We start from the raw sequence: 18,042 nt of genomic DNA on the forward strand, positions 1-18,042 counted from the left end.
ATCGGTTGATTCTGTTAAAAAAGTCGACCATGGTTTTCGCAGCAAAAAACAACCCGACCTATTCGCCGCGATGGCTTTCCATGTCGGCAATGACCTGTGCAGATACGTCGAACACGAGGCGGTGGTTGTCGAACAGATCGTCCTGATCCGATACGAGATCGACGGCGACATGCCCGCAGTTGAACATCAGCAATAGTTGACCGCCGTCCGGCAGCGGGACGATACGAATAGCTTCGGCTTCACCTGTGGTCGAGATGATGGCTTTGGCGATAAGCAGACGGGTGTGTGAATCAATCGAAAGAGTAGGCATGGTAGCTACTCCGCTTTAGCGAGTATTTCTCAAGCGCCCCCGCAAGTAGGATTAAATCGGTGCACCTTTGAGTGTAGCCCACGCGCACAGACTGCATAGAGGGATCAGGATCGGCGACCGGCAGAGAACGACCCATAGCTGTCGGTCTTTACATTCGTAAAAACAGAGGAGAATCATCAGTGTTTTCCGGGCACTGTCTAGGGTGCTAGTGTTGGACTCCAATGAAGTAGGGGCAGGTGATTTTCATGAGTGATTTTGGATGGGCACTCGTTCTAAGTTTCGTATTGGTCGTTGGCGCGGCAAGGATGTTCACTCGGCGAACGGGTAGGCGTTTGAATGCGGTACAGGCGATATTGCTTGTGCCGGTTTCGTTCTTGTTAGCAGCAGTTTTCGTATTAATAGGGCGGATTTTTGATTAGAGCTGAACAAACAGTGATTTTGGCCTGTTCCTGCCTGTCGCTAGGGGCTGCAACCGACCCATTGCGGACGCTCAAGCAATAGGGCACGGACTTACTTTTTTCACTTTCCCTCCATGTCTGGCTAGTTGTCGCTCCCCCGGCCAGCCACGCGAACCATCTGTTGCCCCATCGGAATCAGCAGAATCAATCCCGGCCCCTTGACCTGCCAGAAGCACCCGAATTGGCGAGTTGGTACACACTACCTCGCGCTCGTAGTCGCGCAGAATCCGGAAGGCCGAGACCACCAACACGTGGAACAGCGCTATCAGCGCGCCAAAACCCAATTCGCCAAACATGATTAATCTTCTAGCGGTGGAGTTTCATCCTGCACAGTGACGTCCAGCAGCACGCCCTTGCGCGCCACCACCCGGACCTGTTGGCCCAGGCGCAGGGGCGAGTTACTCCGCACTTGCCATTTTTCGCCCTGCAGTTGCACCCAGCCACTCATCGGCAGGCCCGGCAGCAGCCCCGTCACCGTGGCCAGGCTGCCGACCAGACCCGCATCGCCGCTGACCAGGGCGCGGCGTCGGGCCTTAAGCGCCATGCCGACCAGCGTCATCAGCAACAGGGCACTAGTCAGTGCCATGCCGATGATCAGCGTCAACGGAATGCCGAAGCCCGGCACATCGGTGTCCATCAAAATCACTGCGCCGACTACAAAGGCAACCACCCCACCGAAGCCGATTACACCGAAACTCGGTAGAAACGCCTCGGCGATCATAAAGGCCAGCCCCAGCAGAATGAGCCCGACCCCGGCGTAATTCACCGGCAACAGTTGCAGGGCATACAGCCCCAGCAACAGACAGATGCCACCGAGTACCCCACCGACGCCCGACCCCGGGTTCATGAATTCGAACATCAGGCCATAGACCCCGATCATGATCAGCAGCAAGGCCACACTGGGGTTGGTGATCACCGCCAGCAGTTGCGTGCGCCAATCAGGCGCATGGTCGATGAGAGTAGCCCCGGCGGTGCTCAGTTTCAGCGTTTGACCGGCGACATTCAGGCTCTTGCCGTCCAGTTGCTTGAGCAGCTCCGCCACGTCATTGGCCACATAATCGACCACCTTGAGTCTGAGTGCTTCGTCGGCAGACAGGCTGGCCGATTCGCGTACCGCTTGTTCGGCCCAGTCGGCATTGCGTCCGCGCAATTGCGCAAGGCCACGGATGTAAGCCGCCGCATCGTTGATCTGTTTGCGAGTCAGGGTGTCCAGCGGCTCGGGCGGGGAGTTCTTGTCGGTGGTAGGTGGGCGCGGCGGTTCGGGCGCGGTTCCGGGCAGGCCGCCGATCTGCACCGGCGAAGCGGCGCCCAGGTTGGTGCCCGGGGTCATGGCGGCAATGTGGCTGGCATACAGGATATAGGTGCCGGCGCTGGCCGCGCGTGCGCCACTGGGGGCGACGAAACTGGCCACTGGCAGGGGGCTGGCCAGAATCGCCTTGATGATCAAGCGCATCGAAGTGTCCAGCCCACCGGGAGTGTCGAGGTTGATGACCACCAACTGTGCGCCCTCGGTCACCGCACGCGTCAGGCCGCGCACCACGTAGTCGGCATTGGCTGGACCAATGGCATCGTTGACGGTCAGGACCACGACACTGCCCGCAGCCTTCGCCGAACCCGTCGGTAATCCGACCAGTATCATCAGCAAGAGCAGGCGGCACCACCAGTGACTGTTCACGGCCCCTCCCAGTTGCCGGTTCGGCAGCCTGCAACTTTCACTTAAAGCGTAGTTGAGTCAGCCAGGGTTTCACCGGGATGAGTGGAGACGGAGGCATCAGTCGCCTTTGTAGAGGAGATTGCGAGGCAGAACGGCACCGATTATGAGGGTGGCCGCCAAATCGTAATGGGCTCACTGGGATGCATCCCGATCGGACGACCCGCTAAACCAAGGGAAGTAGCCGATCTCATCACATTCCTCGTCTCGCCGCTTGCAAGCTCCATTACTGGTACTGAATACGTCATCGATGGCGGATACTCCGTCTGGTGCAAGGATAGCAATACGGGGTCAGGTCTTGCCTTTTGCATAATAGCGATGGCAAAAGACAAGACTGACCCTGAGGTTTCACAGACTTTCTGCACTGATCCGCCGTGCCTAGGAATGCGGCGACCCCGGCCACTCTACTCGGCCTGGCCCGCTTGCAACTTGCGACCCCGCAGCGGCATCGCCCGTCATTCTGCGGCAAAGCAGTACAGCAGCCCCGCCCCGCCCGAGCCGGCCAGGGCTTCGCTGCTGCAGCCACGCGAGGGGTGCGAGGAGTTCCACGAGCGTGCCGCCGCATCGTCACGCAGTCCTATTCGGTCATGATGACCGACCTGGGCCGTCCCTTCGCCGCTGCTGGTCCAGTTGCTGCAGGTATGGTCATCGCTACCGGCGAACGCAGTTCCGTCCGCCTGCGAGCCGGTGAGGATGTCGTGCATGTTCGGCGTGTCGCCGCGCCCCTTAACCAGCGCCCCGTGTTCGTCCAGGGCCATTTCCTTGGTCAGTTGGTTGTCGCCGTGCAGTTGCGCGACGTCGCGGGCGATGACGACCCCCTTGGCGTTTTGCCAAGGGCCCTGGCCGATGCGATCACGGGCATTGACCGCCCCCGCACTGCCGACGGCACTGGTGCTGAGGTAAGCACGCCAGGTGTGCTGGCCCGCCCCGACGGCGGAGGCCAGCGTCTGGCAGTGCCTATCGGCGCCGCTCAGACCACCTAGATCGGCGCCCTTGCCCATGCCGAGGCTAGTGACAAAGAAGGTCATGTCCGTTTGCTGGGCCTGACTGGCGAAACTGCAGGCTATTGCCAACAGGGCAGTCGGTAAGGTGAGAGTGAAAGTCGTGATGTGCATGTGCAGTCCTCCTGCGGGAACACGGCCTCCAAGATGGAATATGACCGAGAAATTGAGCCTAGACGACGCCGGTTACCGACACACAGCCGCGGTTCAACCTTCCGTCCTCATGTATTGCTTGAGTGCGCGGCTCGCAGTTTGGCGAGCCGGCGTTGGATGCAGGATGCGGTAAGGCTCAATCCACTTGGGGCGCTCTAGGGGCTTCGACACTTTTTCGACACGGCCCCGGGGAGCCAGAAAGCAAAAACCCCCGATCTCTTTCGAAATCAGGGGTTTTCGTATTTCTCAAAGCAATGCGGGGTCAGGTCTTGCCTTTTGCATAATAGCGATCGCAAAAGACAAGACCTGACCCTGAGGTTTCAAGGTAGCTGTACGGCTTGGAGTAGAGGGTGTGGTCGAGGTCGCGGCACCACTCGGCCTAGACGATCTCTTTAACCTTGTCGTCCGACCTACGGTGAAGTTCCGAGCAGATAAACGGCAGGTCTATCTGAACCGCCTGCGCTCAAAAAACTGGCTCGCAACCTGGCCGGATCTGAAGGTTCTCCCGATAGGCCGAAACGTTTCAGCTTCGAAGTTTCATGCCCGTTTCGGATCGTTAGCCGCCATTCCCGAACGTCCGCTTCTGGCCGACTTCTGCCTTCCTCGACCGGCTGAAATCGACCCGACATTCGGAGTAAAAAATAAAGTCAGTCCCCTTTCCCCTTCTGGTTTCGCGACTCCGCATGCTCACGCCATCCCCCGGCGTGAGCATGCGCCGATCACTCAGGTAAAGGCGAAGTCCGCCTCGGTGATCGCGGTCTGTGGGACGCCGGTCAAGGTGATGCTTCCCACATCCGGCTGGCCAGCGACGGTAATGAATGCCTCACCGAACTGTTCTCCAATATCGAGACTCGCGAAGGTGAAACCGCTATTGCTCAGGTCGATCAGGTCAGTGCCGTCCTCGAAGTCGAAGATGGTGTCCGTTCCCCACACCGCACCGAACTGGAACTTGTCCGCACCGAGGCTCGGCTCGAAGAAGACGTCACCGACCATGAAGTCGTCGACACTGCTGCCCACCAATACGTCGGCGCCTACGCCGCCTTCCATGACGGCGCCGCTGGCGCCCGCGGTCAGGGTGTCGTTGCCGGCGTCACCGTCGAGGTTGGACTGGAAGCCGAAGGGGTCGTCGCCCCCGAACAGCTGGTCGTCGCCATCGCCGCCACTGGCATTGGCGAATTCCTGGACGATCAGGGTGTCGTTGCCGGAACCGCCGAGCAGCTCGTCGAAGCCCAGGCCGCTATCGATGACGTCGTCACCGCTGCCGCCGTCGAGGAAGTCGGCTCCTTCCAGACCGAAGATCTGGTCATTACCGCCCAGGCCGAAGATGCGATCGTCGCCATCGGTGCCGGTGAGCACGTCATTCCCCTCGGTGCCGGCGGTGATGAGGATCGTGTTACGACCGAAGTCGCCCGCCGTCAGGTTGTGCGTGCCCTGCAGACGCAGGGTGAAGTCGAGGCTGTCGAGCACACCGTCGTCGTTTTCGTCGGCGATCAGCCAGGTGTTGCCAGGGCGCAGGCTGTAGAACAGGTCGGTCACGCCGTTGCCACCGCCCACCAGTACGGCGCCCAGTTGTGGATTGACATTGACCTGGCCGCGGAAGAAGAACTCATTGTTGAGTTCCAGGGTGTCGCCGCCCACTACGCCTGCGCCCTGGAAGTCGACCAGGGTGTCGAAGGTGGCGAAGGGCGAGCTGGGGTTGAAGCCGGTGAAGAACTCGAATTCGTCGTCGCCGGCGCCACCGGTGAGACTGTCCTGGCCACCTTCACCCATGATCAGATCGTTGCCGGCGCCGCCATTGAGCATGTCGTTGCCGGGGCCGGCGAACAGTTCGTCGTTGCCGTCTTCGCCGAAGATCTGGTCATTGCCGTCGCCGCCGAAGAAGTCGTCGTTGCCCACGCCGCCATTGAGGACGTCGTTGCCGTCGTCGCCGTCGAGGGTGTCGTTGCCTTCGCCGCCATTGACGACGTCGTTGCCTGCGCCGCCGGACAGAGTGGTGTCGTTGCCGGCGCCACCGTTGATGATGTCGTTGCCCTCATTGCCGGTCAGAAGGTCGCGGTCGGCGCCACCATTGATAATGTCATTGCCGGTGCCGCCGGAGATCCGGTCGATGCCCGCGTCACCGTTCAGGGTGTCGTTGCCGTCGCCGCCATTGATGATGTCGTTGCCGCCATTGCCGTTGATCACATCGCCGCCGCCCAGGCCGAAGATGGTGTCGGGATCGTTGGTGCCATTGATCACGTCGCCGCCTTCAGTACCGCGCAGGACGAAGGCGGTGGTGCCGAAGTCGCTCCTGTCCAGGTTGTGGATGCCGTCCAGCTGAACAGCGAAGTCAGTGGCGTCGAAGATGCCGTTGTCGTTGGAGTCGGCGAACAGCAGGGTGCTGGCGGCGCCAAGGGCGAAGAAGACTTCGGTGAAGCCGTTATTGCCGAAACCGAGGCTGGTTCCCACCGTGGGTACGTCGTTGCGAGCGCCCTGGAAGACCAGGCGGTTGGGGAAGCTGGAGAGCCGCAGGATGTCGCCGCCGACCTGACCTGCACCTTCGAAGTCGGTGACGCGGTCCTGGCTCAGGGAGCTGGACTCGTTACCGGTTTCCACGGTCCAGAAGTAGCTGTCGATGCCGGCACCGCCGGTGAGGATATCGGCGCCTGATCCGCCGTCGAGAGTATCGTTGTCGTTGCCTCCGAGAAGTGTGTCGTTGCCGAGGTCGCCGAAGAGGTCATCGTTGCCGTCACCGCCGTCGACAATGTCGTTGCCGCCAAGGGCAAACACGCTGTCGTTGCCGGCCAGGCCGGTTATTTGGTCGTCTTCCTCGGTGCCGAGCAGAAAGTCATCACCCAGGGTGCCAGGGATAATAGCCATGGTTCTACCCTCCGTTGATGGAGATGGTAAGCGTGAACTGCGTTACAGCGGGTTGAGGCTAATTAGACAACTCCAAGGGATCGCAAGTGCGCCACTTTGACCTGACCGTTTATCGCGAATGCAGCCGCGTGTTGATGAGCCCTGTAGCATTCGCCAACCCTCCACCGCTGCAACACGGCTAGCTCCAGAGTTCCAGGGCAGGAGGGGTTGAAAAGCGGTTATTGCCCGGTGAAGTAATGAAATATTGAGAAACACATAAGTCTTCCTTGAGTGAACTTTCACAACGTTCTCCCATACAGTACTGCCCACGCAAAAAACCCTTCCTGCGTTTCAACACAGGAAGGGTTTTTTGTTTGCGACCGATCAGTCTTTAGCCTGGCTCAACTTGGTGAACAGTTCCGTCGGTACTTTCTTGCCGTTGGAAGTGAACTGGTTAGTGCGGAACTTGTACACCTCACCTTCGGACAGGAAACCATCACCGTTGGTGTCCATCGCCTTGAATTCCTCAGTGCCCTTGGGCGCCACCGCCAGCAGTTCCTTGAGCGACACGCGGCCGTCATCATCGGTATCGGTGCGCGCGAAAGAAGCATCACCGCACTTGCCTTCACCGCACTTGCCCTCGGCCTGGGTCTTTTGCGCGCCGGCTTCGCTGGCACCGCACTTGCCTTCGCCACACTTGCCTTCGCTGGTCTTTTCCGCAGAGGCCAGTTGATAGCCCTGAGGCAAGGCTTCAGCGGAAAACGCAGTGGAAGCGAAGTTGATACCGCCGACCAGTGCAACAGCGAGCAGGCCAATACGGGTTTTGTTCGACTGGATACGAGACATGTTGATACTCCGGATCATTTGCGCGGCTGGACCACTATTGGTCGTGCCACAAGGGTTGATAAACCTGGTTGCGAGCTGCGTTGTGCCTCTCGCTTTGGCAGGTCCATTTGGCCCCAGTGGTGTATCCGGGCTGTATCCGTGGGGAGCTGGTTTTGTATGGCCGTACGAAGATGTGGCGCCCTGATACACGGCGATACAACAAAAGCCTCAAGCTTCTAGAGTTCATTGACGACCTAGACCTTACAACTCAAGGAGCGTTAAGCATGAACGGCAAACGTATAGCAGCGGGATTGAGTCTTTTGTTCGCGCTCAGTGGTGCGTGCCTGGCGGCGCCGGGCACCATCAGGTTTCAAGGCAGCATTGTGGAGCCGGGCTGTCAGTCACGCGTGGGTACGCACGGCACATTCGAACTTTACCAATGCCCGGCCCAGAGTCGCAGGATGGGGATTGAGGCAGACGCCATCGCGCCAACCGCCAGTGTGAGCGCCGTTGGTCAATCCAGCGTCAACGTCAAACTGCTCGCTGACAGTAGTCGGGAAGGTCGCTATTTCGATCAGCAGTATGTGTTGGTGGATGATGCAGGCTCCCCTGTTCGCTCGGGGAGCTACCTGATCACCCTCAGCATTCCCTGACAACTGAGCCGGGCTGATGTTGGCTGAGGCTTACACCGAACCTGTGGCGAGGGGGCTTGCCCCCGTTGGGCTGCGAAGCGCCCCCCGCTTTTCTTCAGTCAGATAGTGCAGGCAGGTTTTGCGACGGCTTCGCCGCCGAGCGGGGGCAAGCCCCCTCGCCACAAATGTCATGACACTACTATTGCGAAGGTGAGGCTTAGTTCGGGTCCAGCAACCCGCCGCTCCAGTTACGCGACACCCGGCTGCCGGTAAATTTCGCCACACCCATGCCCTGGGATATCAGGCGGTCGCGATAGCGCGTCACCAGGCGCCCCGCTTGCTCGGCGTGCAGTACCACTTCGGAAGATGGGTCGCCCGGGGTCCTGAGGATCCGTGCAAAGCGCTGCCCTTCTTCGACGAAATCCCCCAGCTCTTTTTCGAAGATCAGCACCCCGGGTTGCGGGGCGAGGATGGTTTCCATGTGGCCCATTTCCACGGCTTCGACGGGCCATTCTGCAGGCGCCACTGACTCATCGATGACACCGCAACCGCACAGCCAGTTGTACAGCCCTGCGGCATCCTGTTCGGCAAAACGGTCGCTGACATCGCCCTGCCCGCGCAGCTCCAGGGTCGCAGCCATGCGCCCCGCTGTGACTCCGTCGCGTATCCATGGGGCAATAATGGTTTCCTCGAAGGAGCCATCGCCGCCGTCATCCCAGATGATCGCCACGTCCATCTTCATCGCCGCCGCCAGTTCGCGGCCACGGGGCCAGAAACTGCGGTGCACGTACAGGTACGGTAGCGCCTCGTCGTCGGTGTGCAGGTCAAGCATCACATCGGCCGGGGCGGCCAGTTGCACCAGTTTCTTTTGCCATTGCTGAACGCAGGTCGAAGGTCGCGCCATGGCCGCCGACTGGTCGAACGAGCGATTGAAGTTATGCCCGGTCGCGTCGTGATAACGACCAAGGATCCGCCCCTGGCGAAACTGCCCGATGCCCAGCGGATTGGCCTGCGGCACCACGGTGATGTTGCCTTTGAGCCGGCCCTGGGTTTCGGCGGTGTGCAGTCGTTGCATCAGCAAGTGCAGGACCAGCATCCCGGCGATTTCATCGGCGTGTACGCCGGCTTGCAGATGCACGTTTGGCCCGCTGCCGTCGCCTGCATAACGCCAGGCACCGACCCGCACGGCATCGCCATTGTTGTTGCGAACACTGAACGAAATATCCTGCGGCATTGGCTTCCCTCCCGTCATGAATGCTGAAAAACGTGGTATCGCTGCTGTAGCTGGTGATTGAACAGACGTTCAACTAAGCTCGGAATCGTGGAACCTCACCCAAGGACAACCTGTGACAACCGATGCCCCGAAAAACCGCCGCGCCGAACCCGATGACCGTCGCGAAATGCTGGTGGCCGCCACTCTGCGTTGCCTGGGCCGCGACGGTCACGCCGGGATTTCCGTACGGCGCATTGCCACCGAAGCCGGCGTGTCCGTGGGGTTGCTCAACCACCATTTCGGCAGCATCGAGGCACTGATCGCCGACACCTATCAGCGGCTCGCGAGCGAACTGACCACCGCCCTGCTCCAGGAAATCGAGCAGGCCCATACACCCGCGCAAAAGATCGATGCCTTCCTGGAGGGCTCGTTCTCGCCCAGGGTCATGGACCCGCAATTGCTCGGCGTGTGGGTGGTGTTCTGGAGCCTGATCCGTCACTCCGAACACGTCAGCCAGTCCCACGAAAAAAGTTACCGCGCCTACCTCGACCTGATCCGCCAGTTGCTCGACGGGCTGGCCGCCAGCGAAGGCTTCGTGATTCACGACACGCGCCTGGCCGCCATCGGCTTATCGGCGATGCTCGACGGGCTCTGGCTCGAGTGGTGCCTGAACCCCGAGACCTTCAGCGCCGCCAACGGACTCCACATCTGCCGTTGCTGGATAAAGGGGCTGCGTCACGGAGCATTCAGCACCGACGACATCCTGTGAAGAATGCCGGCCGAAGATCATCGCCAGGGTGCCACTGACGGCGATCAGCCCGGCGCCGATCATCAGCGACATGTCCATCAGCGTGCCCCAGACCAGGCTCGACAGCGCAAACGCCCAGATCAGCCCGGTGTATTCAAATGGCGCGAGCAGGGTCGCGGTGGCGCGGCGGAAACTGGCGAACAACAGGAACTGGCCGATGCCGCCCACCAGGCCGGCGCCGAGCATGCCCAGCCAGGCGGGCGTCGGTGATGGCGTGTGGGTCCACGGCAGGGCAACCGCCATGCAAATCACGAACACCACGTTGGTGATCAGCATCTGCTCCAGCACTGAGGTCTGCTCATCCACCTGACGCAACTGGATGTAGGTGAACGCCCAGCACATCGCCGCCAGCAGGGTCAGGACGATCGGCAACGGATCGGTCATGTTGTCGGGGCGACAGGCAATGACCACCCCGACAAAACCGATGATCAGGCTGAACCACTGCCAACCGCTGGCGCGCTCCTTGAGGATCACCGCCGCCAGCACCGTGACCATGATCGGCGCGGAAAAATACAGGGTGGTCATCTCGGCCAGGGTCAGGTCCCTGGCCGCCGTGTAGTACAGCACCCAGGCGACGATCGACAGCAAACCGCGCACCACCAGCAAGCGCCGGCTCGGTGAACGCCACGCCCGCTGGATCAGGCGCAGGCGCCCCACCAGCAACATTGCGGCGACCACCACCAGGCTGCGCCAGAACAGGATGGTCACCACCGAATAATCGGCCACCAGCCATTTGATGACCGCGTCCTGCAGGGCCAGGAACGCGTAGCCCAGGGTGCACAGGCCAATGCCCTGCAGCGAGCGGTCAACCGTTGGCGAACTCATCAGGCTGACCTGCGCACGGGCGTCCCGCGCCGTTCGGCAAAGGCAAACAGCGCTTCGATCAGGAACGTCAGGCAGACGTAGACGGCGGCCACCAGCAACAAGGGTTCGTACACCTGCAGGGTCTGCGCGCGGACCACGTTGGCGGCGCCGAGCAGGTCGATCACGGCGATAGTCGAGGCCAGTGCCGTGGACTTGAGCAGCATCACGGTTTCCCCGGCCAGGGTCGGCAACAGCAGGCGCAGGGCTCTGGGCAAGCGCACTCGCAACAACGACTGGCGCGCCGTCATGCCAAAGGCCGACGCGGCTTCCATCTCACCCTTGGGCACCGCCAGCAGGCCACAGCGAATCACTTCGCCGACATAGGCCCCCATCGACACCACCAGGGCGAACACGATGTACCAGTAGCCATCACGCAGGTACGGCCAGAGAAAGCTGCCACGAATCAGCGGGAACTGGGCAAACAGGCTGCCCAGCCCGTAGTAGTAGATGTAGATCTGGATCAGCAACGGCGTGCCGCGCGTCACGCTGGTGTAGAACAGGCTGACCTTGGCGATCACCTTGTTTTTCGAAATCCGTGCCAGCGCCACCAGCACCGCCAGCAGGTAACCGAACACACTCGATACCAACAGAATGACGAGGGTGGTTTGCAGCCCCCGGCCCAACAGTGCCGCGTATTCAACTATCCACGCTGGAATCATTTCATTCACTCAGCCAAAGGCATCCAGCGACGAATACGTCGCTCAAGCCGACCCGACAGATAGTTCGACGCCAGCGTCACCGCGTAATACAACGCGGCAGCCGTGAGGTAGAACAACAGATAGTGGCGCGTCGACCCCGCGCCTTGCTTGGCGGTGTACAGCAGCTCGTTGGTGCCGACCACGCTGATCAGCGCACTGTCCTTGATCAGGTTGATCCACAGGTTGGCCATCCCGGCCATCGCATACGGCGCCATGATCGGCAGTGTGACTCGACGGAACAGCCCAAAACCGTTGAGGCCGAACGCCTTGGCCGCTTCGATCTGGCCGAAGGGAATCGCCTGGATCGCCGCGCGGAAAATCTCCGAGGCATAGGCGCCCTGCACCAGCCCCAGCACCACGATGGCCGCCAGCGGGCCACTGACATTGACCACGCCGTAGCCGAGTCGGGTCATCAGAGAATTGAGGAGCATGGAGCCGACGTAGTACAGCAGCAGAATCAGCAGCAATTCCGGAACCGCCCGGAACAACGTGGTGTAGCCGCGCATCAGCGCTGCAATCGGCTTTGGCGCGCCGAGCTTGAGACACGCCACCACCAGTCCGATAGCCAGCCCGAGGACAAAGGCCCCGGCGGAAATCTGCAGGGTCATCCAGAGCCCCTTCAACAGCGCACTGCCCCATCCCTGCTCAGTGAAATTGATCAGATCGAACATTGCCGGCATTTCAGTCTCCAGTTGGCGGTTAGAAAGCACCGCCAGACCCTGTGGGAGCGAGCTTGCTCGCGATAGCGGTGGTTCAGTCAACTTGGATGTTGACTGTCATGCCCTCATCGCGAGCAAGCTCGCTCCCACAAGGATTTGCGTTTTCCAAGGGTTCGCGTTCGACCTGGCTGTCAGAACGCAGGCTTCACGCTGGTGCCGAAGTAGCTTTGGGAGAGGTCGTCGTAGTCCTTGCTCGCCAGCAGCTCCTGGATGGCCTTGTCCAGTTTGGCCTTGAGTTCGGTGTCGTCCTTGCGCAGGCCGGCACCCACGCCTTTGCCGAAGATCGGGTCATACGGCACGGTGCCGAGGTAGGCCAGGTCCTTGGCATCCGGGGTCTTGATGAATGCGGCCATGGCGGTGCCGTCGGCCATCATCAGGTCGATGCGCCCGGCAATCAGGTCGGCGTTGGCCGAGTCCTGGGTGTCGTAGTACTTAACGTCGGCGATTTTTTCGTAGTAGGTCTTCAGATAACTGGCGCTCACGGTCGAGTTCTGCACGCCGATGATCTTGCCCTTGAGGTCATCCGGGTACTTCTTCACCGACGCCTCTTTCGGGCCGACGACGGCAATCGCCGAATCGTAGTAGGCCTTGCTGAAGGCGATCTGTTTCTCGCGTTCTTCGGTCACCGACATCGAGGAAAAGATCACGTCGATCTTCTTCGCCAGCAGCGACGGAATGATGCCGTCCCACGCCACTTCCTTGATTTCGCAATCGGCTTTCATTTCGCTGCACAGCTTGTGGATCAGGTCGACTTCAAAGCCCTTCCACTCACCATTGGCCTGTTTTTCGGTATATGGCGGATAGGGTTCGGCTGCCACCGCGAACCTGATCGGTTGCGCTTGGGCCGCGCTCATGCCGGCCAGCAATACGCAGGCCGCACCGGTCAACCAGTTTGCAAAACGTCGATTTCCCATGTTGTTTTCCCGTCTTTTTATGATGAGTTAGCGAGTCTGATGAGCGTTGACGAATTGTCGGCAACGCTCGCTGCGTGGGTGTACGAACACTTCGTCCGGCGAACCGGTTTCCTCGATCAGCCCTTTGTGCAAAAAGGCGACTTTGGAAGAGACATCGCGTGCGAAAGCCATTTCATGAGTCACCAGGATCATGGTCCGGCCTTCTTCGGCGAGGGAGCGGATCACCCGCAGCACTTCCCCGACCAGTTCCGGGTCGAGTGCCGAGGTGGGTTCATCGAACAGCATGACCTTGGGCCGCATGGCCAGGGCCCGGGCGATGGCCACCCGTTGTTGCTGTCCCCCGGAGAGAAACGCCGGGTACTCGTTGCGCTTGGCCGCCAGCCCGACGCGTTCGAGCAGGGCTTCGGCCCGTTCAGTGGCCTCCGCACGGCTTTCACGCAGGACCTGGGTCGGCGCTTCGATGAGGTTTTCCAGCACCGTGCGATGGGGCCAGAGGTTGAAGTTCTGGAACACCATGCCCAGGCTGGAACGGATGCGCACAAGCTGTTTGGCATCCGACACCAGCGGTGCGCCGGGGCGATTCTGGTTAAGGTGAATGCTTTCGCCATCGACCAGGATGCGTCCCTGGTCCGGCACTTCGAGCATGTTGATGCAGCGCAGCAAGGTACTTTTGCCCGAGCCGCTGGCACCGATCAGGGAGATCACTTCGCCCTCGCGGGCGGTCAGGGAAACACCCTTGAGCACTTCGATATTGCCGAAGCGTTTGTGCAGGCCATCGACTTCGATCATGGTCCTGGCGGCGGCCGGTTCGACGGTCGCGGTGCTGGTCACCGTGCCGATCACCGGCCTGGGCGCTTCGCCATTGAGTACCTGGACAAAGCCGCGAATGCGCTGGCAGGCCTGGGCCAGTCGCTCGTCACTCAGGGTGAACGACAGCCGTACAAACCCTTGGGCCGGCTCACCGAATGCCGCGGCATCCAGCACCGAGACACCGGCTTCGCGCAGCAGGCGCCAGGCGAACTCCAGCGAGGTCAGGCCGGTGCCGCGCACATCCACCAGCACGAACATGCCGGCATCGGGGTTGAGCACGCTGATGCCCGGGCAATCCGCCAGGCCGGACACCACCAGATCGCGGCGCCGACGATAGATCTCGCGCATGCCGTGGGTGACTTCGTCATGGGACTGCACGGCCTTGAGCGCCGCTTCCATGACAAACCCGGGCAGGCCGTACAGCATGCTCAACACCAGGGTTTCGACATGGTTGACCAGGGCTTGATTGGCCACGACCCAGCCGATGCGCCAACCGGTCATGGCATGGGATTTGGACAGGCTGCCGATCACCACGCAGCGCTCGGCCATGCCCGGCAACGTTGCCAGGCTTTGGTGTTCACGCTCATAGGCGAGGCTCTCGTAGACCTCGTCCACCACCACCCACAGGTCATGGGCAATGGCGAGGTCGGCGATGGCTTGCAGTTCTTCACGACCCAGCACCACGCCGGTGGGGTTGTTCGGGTTGGAGAAGAAAATCGCCCGGGTGCGCGGGGTAATGGCCTTGGCCAACACGGCGGCATCGAGGCGGAAACCCGAGTCCGCCGCACAAGGCACCCGCACCAGCGTGGCGCCGGACGCCTTGAGGGTCGCTTCGTAGGTGACGTACATCGGATCGAAGGCAATCACTTCGTCGCCGGCACCGAGCAGGCACATCGAGGTGGCGAACAAGGCGTTCTGCGCACCTGCCGTGAGAATGACGTTGGTCGCCTGCAGTTCGCGGTCGATCAATTGGCTGTAGCGGCCGGCAATGGCCTCGCGCAGGGCCTGGCGACCGGCGATTTCGGTGTAGTGGGTATCCCCTTCGCGCAGGGCGTGGATGGCGGCATCGGTAATGAAATCGGGAGTGGGGAAATCCGGGTCGCCGACGCTGAGGATGATCACGTCCTCGCCGTTGCGCTGCGCAGCGCTGGCCGCGTAGTGGATATCCCAGGCGGCAACGCCTTGGCCACTGATCCGTTCAACAAAGGGTGAAAACCGCATGCCAGTGCCTCGTTCGAATTGAAGAAACGCAAGCCCGCAACCAGCCGGGGGAAGGTGGCCCTCAACATAGTCCAGACTGAACACTCGTTCAACAGAAAACTCGCGAGGCTTCGCGTTCAGCGCAAACAGGTCGTTTTCACGACAGTCGCGCCGTTTTTCAGCACGGTGCGATCAGGCGACGTGAAACGATTTTGCTGACTGCGCCAATCGCCAGGGCGACGAGGATCAGACCGGCGGCGACCAAGAACGTCAGCCGCATTCCCTGTGCGATTGCTTCGGGTTGCGCTTGCAAAACATCGTTACTGACCGAACCGAAGGCGAACACTGCGCCCATCAGGCTAGCGCCGGTGATCAAGCCAAGATTGCGCGACAACCCGAGCAAACCGGACACCACGCCACGCTGCGGCGTCGCAATATTCGACATGACGGCGGTATTGTTGGCCGCCTGGAACAGCGCGTAACCGGCGGTAATGACCACCAATGGCACGATGTAGCCGAACGCACCGAAGCCCGTTGGCACGGCGGGCAGGATGCAAGCGCCGGTCAACATGGCAATCAATCCGAGTGTGGTGGATCGATGTGCGCCCAATCCGTCGACCCATCGACCCGCCGGAACCCCGGCCAATGCGGCGACCAGCGGCCCCGCCGACATCACCAGGCCAACGCTCGTAGCATTCAACGCCAGTGCGCCGGTGAGATAAAACGGCCCCACCACCAGGGTGGCCATGACCACGGTCGTCACCAGCATGCTCATGGCGAAACCTGCGCTCAGCTGCGGATTGCGGAACATCGTCAGTCGAACCAGCGGTGACTCGGCTGTGCGCTCGACGAACACAAACACGCCCGCTCCAACCATCGCCACCAGCAACAGTGCCGTGTTCAGCGGACCAAAACTGCCACGCCCGAGGGTCATCGCCAGCGCATAGGCCAGCAGTGTCAAGACCAGTACCAGGGTGCCGAGGACATCGAAACCCGCTCGATCCGCCCTTTTCTCACGGCAATCTTTCGGTAAAAAACGATGCGCGAGCCCAATCGCCAAAACACCCAACGGCACATTGACCAGAAAAATCGCCTGCCACCCCAGATTGGCAATCAAAAAACCACCGAGGGTCGGGCCGAGCGATGTGCCAATCGCCGACATGGTGCCGAGCAGGCCCATCGCGCTGCCCATTTTTGCCTTGGGCACTGCCTCGCTCACCAGCGCCATGGTCAACGCCATCATGATGGCCGCGCCGATGCCCTGTAAGGCCCTTGCGGCTATCAGCAACCACAGACTGGCCGCCAGGGCGCACAGGAACGAGGCGACGGCGAACACCGCAATGCCGATCAGCAGCAATCGCCGACGGCCAATGATGTCGCCGAGCCGCCCGACACTGACGATCAACGCCGTGATCGCCAGCAGGTAAGCGAGCACCACCCATTGCACTTGCTGGAAGGAGGCCGAGAACGCTGCGGCCAGTGTCGGTAAACCAACGTTGGCAATGCTGGTGCCCAGGGACGACAGCAACATGGATAACGACAGGCTGGCCAAGGCGCCCCGAATCGATATGGACTTCATTTTCTCGCGACTCCGCAAATAGGTTGTCTCGAGCCTAAGCCCGCACCTAACATGGCGGAAGACGCAGCATTTGCACTTTATACGTGCATACAACGCCACACTCAAAAATGTGGGAGCGAGCCCTGTGGCGAGGGAGCTTGCCCCAGTTGGGTTGCGAAGCAGCCCCAAAATCTCTGATGCACCAAAGATCTTGTGAGTGCTACGCACTCAAACGGGGGCAAGCCCCCTCGCCACAGGGCTCGCTCCCACAGGAATTGATTCGATGCCAGACCTGAATCTGTTGATCACCCTGAACGTGTTGCTCGAAGAAGGCAGCGTGGCCCGCGCCGCGCAGCGTTTGCGCCTGAGCCCCTCAGCCATGAGCCGGGCGCTGGCGCGGTTGCGCGAAACCACGGGTGATCCGCTGCTGGTGCGGGCCGGTCGCGGACTGGTTCCCACGCCCCGGGCGCTGGAGCTGCGTGAACGCGTCGGCGCGCTCGTGCAGGACGCCGAAGCCGTCCTGCGCCCCGCCGAGGCACTGGATCTCAATCAACTGGCGCGCACCTTCACCCTGCGCACCAGCGATGGCTTCGTGGAAAATTTCGGACCACCACTGATCGCCCGCCTCCATCAGGAAGCACACGGTGTCCGCCTGAATTTCGTGCAGAAGCTGAACAAGGACAGCACCCTGCTGCGCGACGGCTCGGTGGACCTGGAAACCGGTGTGATCGGCGAATCGACCAGCCCGGAAGTGCGGACCCGGATGCTGTTTCGCGACCGGTTCATTGGCGTGGTGCACAAGGGTCATCCACTGGCTCGAGGCGAGATGACAGCGGTTCGTTATGCCGCCGCCCGGCACATCCTGGTCTCGCGTCGGGGCCACGAAAAAGGCGTCATGGACGATGCCTTGAATGAGCTGGGACTGACGCGCGACATCGCCACCATTGTCGCTGGTTTCTCTTCGGCGATTGCTTTGGCGCGGGCTTCGGACCTGGTCGCCAGCGTACCGCAGCGGCACGTCGGCAACCTGTGCCAGGGAATGCATTGCTTTGCCCTGCCGTTCCCCACGCCGGCGATCACGGTTTCGATGCTGTGGCACCCGCGCATGGACGCCGACCCGGCCCATCGCTGGCTACGCGGGTGCGTGTGGGAGGTTTGCAGTCAATAACACCACCGGGAAACTGAGTGTGGAACGCCAAGCTTGACCGCCACACCCTCCCCAGTCGGAGGCATTCAAGTGGTTTGTATCGAACTGTACTTCCCCCCGGCCACCTTACACAGCGATACAAATCCGCCAGGTTCAGGACATATGTGCAGTACATGGAAATGA

At 61.0% G+C, this 18,042-nt stretch carries 14 protein-coding genes and 4 pseudogenes; 5 read left to right on the top strand and 13 right to left on the bottom strand.

What is annotated here, in order from left to right:
- Nucleotides 1-58: 58 nt before the first annotated feature.
- From PSJE_RS27585 to PSJE_RS27595, 3 genes and pseudogenes are all read right to left on the bottom strand, one after another.
- Nucleotides 59-310 (bottom strand): hypothetical protein, encoded by a 252-nt coding sequence (locus tag PSJE_RS27585; RefSeq protein WP_090456258.1) that lies wholly within the window; start codon nucleotides 308-310, stop codon nucleotides 59-61.
- Nucleotides 311-874: 564 nt separating this feature from the next.
- Nucleotides 875-1,064, bottom strand: a pseudogene (locus tag PSJE_RS31825) (slipin family protein); the annotation flags it as partial.
- A 2-nt stretch (nucleotides 1,065-1,066) separates the two neighbouring features.
- On the bottom strand, nucleotides 1,067-2,443 hold the full coding sequence (locus tag PSJE_RS27595; protein WP_191622227.1) for an NfeD family protein: 1,377 nt from the start codon (nucleotides 2,441-2,443) through the stop codon (nucleotides 1,067-1,069).
- Between the two features lie 51 nt (nucleotides 2,444-2,494).
- On the opposite strand from PSJE_RS27595, the pseudogene PSJE_RS27600 reads away from it, so the two are divergent.
- Nucleotides 2,495-2,737 (top strand): annotated as a pseudogene (locus PSJE_RS27600) (SDR family oxidoreductase); the annotation flags it as partial.
- A 197-nt stretch (nucleotides 2,738-2,934) separates the two neighbouring features.
- On the opposite strand, the gene PSJE_RS27605 reads toward PSJE_RS27600, so the two are convergent.
- Nucleotides 2,935-3,594 (bottom strand): hypothetical protein, encoded by a 660-nt coding sequence (locus PSJE_RS27605; RefSeq protein WP_090456259.1) that lies wholly within the window; start codon nucleotides 3,592-3,594, stop codon nucleotides 2,935-2,937.
- A 364-nt stretch (nucleotides 3,595-3,958) separates the two neighbouring features.
- Here PSJE_RS27605 and PSJE_RS27610 point away from each other — a divergent pair.
- Nucleotides 3,959-4,138: pseudogene (locus PSJE_RS27610) on the top strand (nucleotidyltransferase family protein); the annotation flags it as partial.
- Between the two features lie 218 nt (nucleotides 4,139-4,356).
- On the opposite strand, the gene PSJE_RS27615 reads toward PSJE_RS27610, so the two are convergent.
- Together PSJE_RS27615 and PSJE_RS27620 are read right to left on the bottom strand one after the other, a co-directional pair.
- Nucleotides 4,357-6,492, bottom strand: coding sequence for a calcium-binding protein (locus PSJE_RS27615; protein WP_090456261.1), 2,136 nt, complete (start codon nucleotides 6,490-6,492; stop codon nucleotides 4,357-4,359).
- Between the two features lie 363 nt (nucleotides 6,493-6,855).
- On the bottom strand, nucleotides 6,856-7,317 hold the full coding sequence (locus PSJE_RS27620) for an HvfA family oxazolone/thioamide-modified RiPP metallophore (protein ID WP_090456262.1): 462 nt from the start codon (nucleotides 7,315-7,317) through the stop codon (nucleotides 6,856-6,858).
- A gap of 263 nt (nucleotides 7,318-7,580) precedes the next feature.
- Here PSJE_RS27620 and PSJE_RS27625 point away from each other — a divergent pair, with 263 nt between their 5' ends.
- Nucleotides 7,581-7,949, top strand: a complete 369-nt coding sequence (locus PSJE_RS27625; RefSeq protein WP_090456264.1) for a type 1 fimbrial protein — start codon at nucleotides 7,581-7,583, stop codon at nucleotides 7,947-7,949.
- Nucleotides 7,950-8,145: 196 nt separating this feature from the next.
- Here PSJE_RS27625 and PSJE_RS27630 read toward each other — a convergent pair whose 3' ends face one another.
- Nucleotides 8,146-9,162 carry a M14 family zinc carboxypeptidase gene (locus PSJE_RS27630; protein ID WP_090456266.1) on the bottom strand — a complete coding sequence of 339 codons (1,017 nt, stop codon included), beginning with the start codon at nucleotides 9,160-9,162 and terminating at the stop codon, nucleotides 8,146-8,148.
- Nucleotides 9,163-9,328: 166 nt separating this feature from the next.
- On the opposite strand from PSJE_RS27630, the pseudogene PSJE_RS27635 reads away from it, so the two are divergent.
- A pseudogene (locus PSJE_RS27635) lies at nucleotides 9,329-9,814 on the top strand (TetR family transcriptional regulator C-terminal domain-containing protein); the annotation flags it as partial.
- Here PSJE_RS27635 and PSJE_RS31830 read toward each other — a convergent pair.
- The 6 genes from PSJE_RS31830 to PSJE_RS27665 all read right to left on the bottom strand — a co-directional run bounded on the left by PSJE_RS31830 (nucleotide 9,770) and on the right by PSJE_RS27665 (nucleotide 16,751).
- On the bottom strand, nucleotides 9,770-10,774 hold the full coding sequence (locus PSJE_RS31830) for a DMT family transporter (RefSeq protein ID WP_090456268.1): 1,005 nt from the start codon (nucleotides 10,772-10,774) through the stop codon (nucleotides 9,770-9,772). The pseudogene PSJE_RS27635 and the gene PSJE_RS31830 sit on opposite strands and share 45 nt — an antisense overlap.
- Nucleotides 10,774-11,472 carry an ABC transporter permease subunit gene (locus PSJE_RS27645; protein ID WP_090457937.1) on the bottom strand — a complete coding sequence of 233 codons (699 nt, stop codon included), beginning with the start codon at nucleotides 11,470-11,472 and terminating at the stop codon, nucleotides 10,774-10,776. The genes PSJE_RS31830 and PSJE_RS27645 overlap by 1 nt, the downstream gene beginning before the upstream one ends.
- Nucleotides 11,473-11,477: 5 nt before the next feature.
- The gene (locus PSJE_RS27650) at nucleotides 11,478-12,191 is read right to left on the bottom strand and encodes an ABC transporter permease (protein ID WP_057396652.1); all 714 of its coding nucleotides are present in this window, start codon (nucleotides 12,189-12,191) and stop codon (nucleotides 11,478-11,480) included.
- 170 nt (nucleotides 12,192-12,361) lie between these two features.
- Nucleotides 12,362-13,144, bottom strand: a complete 783-nt coding sequence (locus tag PSJE_RS27655; RefSeq protein WP_090456270.1) for a transporter substrate-binding domain-containing protein — start codon at nucleotides 13,142-13,144, stop codon at nucleotides 12,362-12,364.
- Between the two features lie 27 nt (nucleotides 13,145-13,171).
- The gene (locus PSJE_RS31980) at nucleotides 13,172-15,175 is read right to left on the bottom strand and encodes an aminotransferase class I/II-fold pyridoxal phosphate-dependent enzyme (protein ID WP_090456272.1); all 2,004 of its coding nucleotides are present in this window, start codon (nucleotides 15,173-15,175) and stop codon (nucleotides 13,172-13,174) included.
- Nucleotides 15,176-15,332: 157 nt separating this feature from the next.
- The gene (locus PSJE_RS27665; RefSeq protein WP_408003776.1) at nucleotides 15,333-16,751 is read right to left on the bottom strand and encodes an MFS transporter; all 1,419 of its coding nucleotides are present in this window, start codon (nucleotides 16,749-16,751) and stop codon (nucleotides 15,333-15,335) included.
- A 244-nt stretch (nucleotides 16,752-16,995) separates the two neighbouring features.
- Between PSJE_RS27665 and PSJE_RS27670 the strand changes: the two genes are divergently transcribed.
- On the top strand, nucleotides 16,996-17,880 hold the full coding sequence (locus PSJE_RS27670; RefSeq protein ID WP_090456276.1) for a LysR family transcriptional regulator: 885 nt from the start codon (nucleotides 16,996-16,998) through the stop codon (nucleotides 17,878-17,880).
- Nucleotides 17,881-18,042: the final 162 nt, after the last annotated feature.

This window comes from Pseudomonas jessenii (genome assembly GCF_002236115.1).
GTDB lineage: Bacteria > Pseudomonadota > Gammaproteobacteria > Pseudomonadales > Pseudomonadaceae > Aquipseudomonas > Aquipseudomonas jessenii.

What these genes read in the sequence shown, in the direction of transcription:
- PSJE_RS27585 (WP_090456258.1), bottom strand. Translation starts at nt 310, where the DNA reads ATGCCTACTCTTTCGATTGATTCACACACCCGTCTGCTTATCGCCAAA.
- PSJE_RS27605 (WP_090456259.1), bottom strand. Translation starts at nt 3,594, where the DNA reads ATGCACATCACGACTTTCACTCTCACCTTACCGACTGCCCTGTTGGCA.
- PSJE_RS27615 (WP_090456261.1), bottom strand. Translation starts at nt 6,492, where the DNA reads ATGGCTATTATCCCTGGCACCCTGGGTGATGACTTTCTGCTCGGCACC.
- PSJE_RS27620 (WP_090456262.1), bottom strand. Translation starts at nt 7,317, where the DNA reads ATGTCTCGTATCCAGTCGAACAAAACCCGTATTGGCCTGCTCGCTGTT.
- PSJE_RS27625 (WP_090456264.1), top strand. Translation starts at nt 7,581, where the DNA reads ATGAACGGCAAACGTATAGCAGCGGGATTGAGTCTTTTGTTCGCGCTC.
- PSJE_RS27630 (WP_090456266.1), bottom strand. Translation starts at nt 9,162, where the DNA reads ATGCCGCAGGATATTTCGTTCAGTGTTCGCAACAACAATGGCGATGCC.
- PSJE_RS31830 (WP_090456268.1), bottom strand. Translation starts at nt 10,774, where the DNA reads ATGAGTTCGCCAACGGTTGACCGCTCGCTGCAGGGCATTGGCCTGTGC.
- PSJE_RS27645 (WP_090457937.1), bottom strand. Translation starts at nt 11,472, where the DNA reads ATGATTCCAGCGTGGATAGTTGAATACGCGGCACTGTTGGGCCGGGGG.
- PSJE_RS27650 (WP_057396652.1), bottom strand. Translation starts at nt 12,191, where the DNA reads ATGCCGGCAATGTTCGATCTGATCAATTTCACTGAGCAGGGATGGGGC.
- PSJE_RS27655 (WP_090456270.1), bottom strand. Translation starts at nt 13,144, where the DNA reads ATGGGAAATCGACGTTTTGCAAACTGGTTGACCGGTGCGGCCTGCGTA.
- PSJE_RS31980 (WP_090456272.1), bottom strand. Translation starts at nt 15,175, where the DNA reads ATGCGGTTTTCACCCTTTGTTGAACGGATCAGTGGCCAAGGCGTTGCC.
- PSJE_RS27670 (WP_090456276.1), top strand. Translation starts at nt 16,996, where the DNA reads ATGCCAGACCTGAATCTGTTGATCACCCTGAACGTGTTGCTCGAAGAA.